Origin of the sequence: Clavibacter vidaverae (assembly GCF_047529985.1) — a bacterium.
Classification (GTDB): domain Bacteria; phylum Actinomycetota; class Actinomycetes; order Actinomycetales; family Microbacteriaceae; genus Clavibacter; species Clavibacter nebraskensis_A.
The window spans coordinates 1-5,873 of record NZ_JBLJAM010000003.1 but is presented as its reverse complement, the minus strand read 5'-3'; the positions used below and the strand labels follow the sequence as shown (position 1 = coordinate 5,873).

Here is a 5,873-nt window from a genome sequence, read left to right as displayed (position 1 = left end):
GGAAGCGAAAAGCTTCCGGAGCTGTTCTGGCGGGTGATGATCCTGGTGAAACAGAAGTTGCCGCGGCTTACGGGTTGCGTGTGTACCACCAACTGAGCTAGGGTCTGATTCTGCTTCCGACGTGAGTGCTGGGCCTTCTGGGTTTGGATCACTCCCACGGGGAGCGGTGGAGTGTGAGCTCCGATGGCTGGCTGTGATGGTCGGTGTCGGGAGCGTCCGTTCCTTGAGAACTCAACAGCGTGCACAATGTCAAATGCCAAATACCCGTGGCATCGTCCCTTCTGGGATGGTGTCCGGATTCCTTTGGAAAACATTTAAACAAACAAGCAAGTCAGTAATGATTTGTTCTGTCGGTTTCAAACTTGCTGGTTCGTGTTCGATTCCCGTTCACGTCCGGCTTTAGATGTGCCGATCGCTTTCGGGTGGTCGTGCGTTTAAGCATTTATGGAGAGTTTGATCCTGGCTCAGGACGAACGCTGGCGGCGTGCTTAACACATGCAAGTCGAACGGTGATGTCAGAGCTTGCTCTGGCGGATCAGTGGCGAACGGGTGAGTAACACGTGAGTAACCTGCCCCCGACTCTGGGATAACTGCTAGAAATGGTAGCTAATACCGGATATGACGACTGGCCGCATGGTCTGGTCGTGGAAAGAATTTCGGTTGGGGATGGACTCGCGGCCTATCAGGTTGTTGGTGAGGTAATGGCTCACCAAGCCTACGACGGGTAGCCGGCCTGAGAGGGTGACCGGCCACACTGGGACTGAGACACGGCCCAGACTCCTACGGGAGGCAGCAGTGGGGAATATTGCACAATGGGCGCAAGCCTGATGCAGCAACGCCGCGTGAGGGATGACGGCCTTCGGGTTGTAAACCTCTTTTAGTAGGGAAGAAGCGAAAGTGACGGTACCTGCAGAAAAAGCACCGGCTAACTACGTGCCAGCAGCCGCGGTAATACGTAGGGTGCAAGCGTTGTCCGGAATTATTGGGCGTAAAGAGCTCGTAGGCGGTTTGTCGCGTCTGCTGTGAAATCCCGAGGCTCAACCTCGGGTCTGCAGTGGGTACGGGCAGACTAGAGTGCGGTAGGGGAGATTGGAATTCCTGGTGTAGCGGTGGAATGCGCAGATATCAGGAGGAACACCGATGGCGAAGGCAGATCTCTGGGCCGTAACTGACGCTGAGGAGCGAAAGCATGGGGAGCGAACAGGATTAGATACCCTGGTAGTCCATGCCGTAAACGTTGGGAACTAGATGTGGGGACCATTCCACGGTCTCCGTGTCGCAGCTAACGCATTAAGTTCCCCGCCTGGGGAGTACGGCCGCAAGGCTAAAACTCAAAGGAATTGACGGGGGCCCGCACAAGCGGCGGAGCATGCGGATTAATTCGATGCAACGCGAAGAACCTTACCAAGGCTTGACATATACCGGAAACATGCAGAGATGTGTGCCCCGCAAGGTCGGTATACAGGTGGTGCATGGTTGTCGTCAGCTCGTGTCGTGAGATGTTGGGTTAAGTCCCGCAACGAGCGCAACCCTCGTTCTATGTTGCCAGCACGTAATGGTGGGAACTCATAGGAGACTGCCGGGGTCAACTCGGAGGAAGGTGGGGATGACGTCAAATCATCATGCCCCTTATGTCTTGGGCTTCACGCATGCTACAATGGCCGGTACAAAGGGCTGCGATACCGTAAGGTGGAGCGAATCCCAAAAAGCCGGTCTCAGTTCGGATTGAGGTCTGCAACTCGACCTCATGAAGTCGGAGTCGCTAGTAATCGCAGATCAGCAACGCTGCGGTGAATACGTTCCCGGGCCTTGTACACACCGCCCGTCAAGTCATGAAAGTCGGTAACACCCGAAGCCAGTGGCCTAACCGCAAGGGAGGAGCTGTCGAAGGTGGGATCGGTGATTAGGACTAAGTCGTAACAAGGTAGCCGTACCGGAAGGTGCGGCTGGATCACCTCCTTTCTAAGGAGCATGTGCATCTCTCCTCTGTATACAGGGAGATCAAGGGTGCCAAGTCACGCGTCAGGCGTATGTCCTGGCGGTGGCGCTCATGGGTGGAACATTAACATTGATGCCGGCTGATGTGCCGTGCTGCTAGTACGCCTCCTTGTGGGGTGGGAACGTGGTGCGTGTGTGTCGAGGGCATGTTGCACGCTGTTGGGTCCTGAGGGACCGGGCCGCACCTTCGGGTGTGTCTGGTTTCTTGTCGGACCCTTTCCGTCGTCCTGTTGTGGATGGTGGTGGGGTACCGCCCGTATATTGAGAACTACACAGTGGACGCGAGCATCTTAGATTCACCGGATTTCCGGTGGATCACAAAGATCTATTTATAGATCATTGGTCAATTCTGTCTCCTCTAGGGGAGGCGAAACGATTCAATCTCATGTGATTTCAAGATTCTAAGAGCAAACGGTGGATGCCTTGGCATCTGGAGCCGAAGAAGGACGTATAAATCTGCGATAAGCCTCGGGGAGCTGATAATAGAGCTTTGATCCGAGGATCTCCGAATGGGGAAACCCCGCCAGGCCCTTTGGGTGACCTGGTGACTCCCGCCTGAATATATAGGGCGGGTAGAGGGAACGTGGGGAAGTGAAACATCTCAGTACCCACAGGAAGAGAAAGCAAAAGCGATTCCGTTAGTAGTGGCGAGCGAAACCGGAAGAGGCCAAACCGATCATGTGTGATATCCGGTAGGAGTTGCATGGTCGGGGTTGCGGGACTTTCCGTACAGTTCTACCGAGCTGTGAGGGCAATGAGCGCGATATAGACGAATGGTCTTGAAAGGCCAGTCATAGAGGGTGCGAACCCCGTAGTCGAAATGTCGTCGCCTGTCCGGAGAGTATCCCAAGTAGCACGGGGCCCGAGAAATCCCGTGTGAATCTGTCAGGACCACCTGATAAGCCTAAATACTCCCAGATGACCGATAGCGGACAAGTACCGTGAGGGAAAGGTGAAAAGTACCCCGGGAGGGGAGTGAAATAGTACCTGAAACCGTTTGCTTACAAACCGTTGGAGCACCCTTGTTGGTGTGACAGCGTGCCTTTTGAAGAATGAGCCTGCGAGTTAGTGATATGTGGCGAGGTTAACCCGTGAGGGGCAGCCGTAGCGAAAGCGAGTCTTAATAGGGCGTATGAGTCGCATGTTCTAGACCCGAAGCGAAGTGATCTATCCATGGCCAGGTTGAAGCGACGGTAAGACGTCGTGGAGGACCGAACCCACTTCAGTTGAAAATGGAGGGGATGAGCTGTGGATAGGGGTGAAAGGCCAATCAAACTTCGTGATAGCTGGTTCTCTCCGAAATGCATTTAGGTGCAGCGTTGCGTGTTTCTTGCCGGAGGTAGAGCTACTGGATGGACGATGGGCCCCAAAAGGTTACTGACTTCAGCCAAACTCCGAATGCCGGTAAGTGAGAGCGCAGCAGTGAGACGGTGGGGGATAAGCTTCATCGTCGAGAGGGAAACAACCCAGACCACCATCTAAGGTCCCTAAGCGCGTGCTAAGTGGGAAAGGATGTGGAGTTGCATAGACAACCAGGAGGTTGGCTTAGAAGCAGCCACCCTTGAAAGAGTGCGTAATAGCTCACTGGTCAAGTGATTCCGCGCCGACAATGTAACGGGGCTCAAGCACGCCACCGAAGTTGTGGCATTTATATTATAGGCAGGCCTTCGTGGTCCAGCCGTATGGATGGGTAGGAGAGCGTCGTGTGGCCAGCGAAGCGGCGGTGTGAACCAGCCGTGGAGGCCACACGAGTGAGAATGCAGGCATGAGTAGCGAAAGACGGGTGAGAAACCCGTCCTCCGAAAGACCAAGGGTTCCAGGGCCAGGCTAATCCGCCCTGGGTAAGTCGGGACCTAAGGCGAGGCCGACAGGCGTAGTCGATGGACAACGGGTTGATATTCCCGTACCGATGAAGAACCGCCCAAGACAATCCAGTAATGCTAAGTGTCTGAATCCTCGATTCGATCCCTTCGGGGTGACGGTCTTGGCCTAGCACACGACCCTACGCTGGGGCGTTTAGCGTATTAACAGGTGTGACGCAGGAAGGTAGCTGAGCCGGGCGATGGTTGTCCCGGTCTAAGGATGTAGGGCAGAAGATAGGCAAATCCGTCTTCTATGTAGCCTGAGACCCGATGGGTAGTCCTCACGGACGAAATCAGTGATCCTATGCTGCCAAGAAAAGCATCGACGCGAGGTTCCAATCGCCCGTACCCCAAACCGACTCAGGTGGTCAGGTAGAGAATACTAAGGAGATCGAGAGAATCGTGGTTAAGGAACTCGGCAAAATGCCCCCGTAACTTCGGGAGAAGGGGGGCCTGAGGCGTGTAGGGATTTACTCCTGAAGCGTTTGAAGGCCGCAGAGACCAGTGGGAAGCGACTGTTTACTAAAAACACAGGTCCGTGCTAAGTCGCAAGACGATGTATACGGACTGACGCCTGCCCGGTGCTGGAAGGTTAAGAGGAACGGTTAGCACGCAAGTGCGAAGCTGAGAATTTAAGCCCCAGTAAACGGCGGTGGTAACTATAACCATCCTAAGGTAGCGAAATTCCTTGTCGGGTAAGTTCCGACCTGCACGAATGGCGTAACGACTTCCCAGCTGTCTCAACCGCGAACTCGGCGAAATTGCACTACGAGTAAAGATGCTCGTTACGCGCAGCAGGACGGAAAGACCCCGTGACCTTTACTACAGCTTGGTATTGGTGTTCGGTGTGGCTTGTGTAGGATAGGTGGGAGACTGTGAAGCTCGGACGCTAGTTCGGGTGGAGTCATTGTTGAAATACCACTCTGGTCACTCTGGATATCTAACTTCGAACCGTAATCCGGTTCAGGGACAGTGCCTGGTGGGTAGTTTAACTGGGGCGGTTGCCTCCTAAAAAGTAACGGAGGCGCCCAAAGGTTCCCTCAACCTGGTTGGTAATCAGGTGTCGAGTGTAAGTGCACAAGGGAGCTTGACTGTGAGACTGACAAGTCGAGCAGGGACGAAAGTCGGGACTAGTGATCCGGCAGTGGCTTGTGGAAGCGCTGTCGCTCAACGGATAAAAGGTACCTCGGGGATAACAGGCTGATCTTGCCCAAGAGTCCATATCGACGGCATGGTTTGGCACCTCGATGTCGGCTCGTCGCATCCTGGGGCTGGAGTAGGTCCCAAGGGTTGGGCTGTTCGCCCATTAAAGCGGTACGCGAGCTGGGTTTAGAACGTCGTGAGACAGTTCGGTCCCTATCCGCTGCGCGCGTAGGAAATTTGAGAAGATCTATCCCTAGTACGAGAGGACCGGGATGGACGAACCTCTGGTGTGTCAGTTGTTCCGCCAGGAGCACCGCTGATTAGCTACGTTCGGAACGGATAACCGCTGAAAGCATCTAAGCGGGAAGCCGGCTTCGAGATGAGATTTCCATCCCTTTTAGGGTGAAGGCTCCCGGCTAGACTACCGGGTTGATAGGCAGGATGTGGAAGCGAGGACTAAAGACTCGTGGAGCTGACCTGTACTAATAAGCCGATATCTTGAAAACACTTTGCTTGCGTCCACTATGTGGTTCCCGATATACGGTCGGGTACTAATTGAACAACCAGCTTGACTGGTCGATTCATCACAGATTTCATGGCCTTTCGGGTCGTGTATGAGATGTTTCGGCGGCCATAGCGAGAGGGAAACGCCCGGTCACATTCCGAACCCGGAAGCTAAGACTCTCAGCGCCGATGGTACTGCAGGGGGGACCCTGTGGGAGAGTAGGACACCGCCGGACTTAACTTGAGAATGATCGGGGAGGCCCGTCGCACTTTGTGCGGCGGGCCTTTCTGCGTTAACGCACGCCCGCGGGGGCCTGGGGTCTCAAGGCCGTGGCCCGGCGGCGTGGCCCGGGGCTGGTTCGGCCA

3 rRNA genes are annotated in these 5,873 nt (G+C 54.8%); all 3 read left to right on the top strand.

What is annotated here, in order from left to right:
* The first annotated feature begins 441 nt into the window (after positions 1–441).
* The 3 genes from ACMT9T_RS15635 (at position 442) to rrf (ending at position 5,743) form a co-directional block, all read left to right on the top strand.
* Positions 442–1,962: ribosomal RNA gene (locus tag ACMT9T_RS15635) — 16S ribosomal RNA — on the top strand.
* Positions 1,963–2,389: 427 nt separating this feature from the next.
* Positions 2,390–5,509 (top strand): 23S ribosomal RNA (locus ACMT9T_RS15630).
* A gap of 117 nt (positions 5,510–5,626) precedes the next feature.
* Positions 5,627–5,743, top strand: a 5S ribosomal RNA gene (rrf, locus tag ACMT9T_RS15625).
* The 16S, 23S and 5S rRNA genes sit together here, the layout of an rRNA operon.
* Positions 5,744–5,873 lie beyond the last annotated feature (130 nt).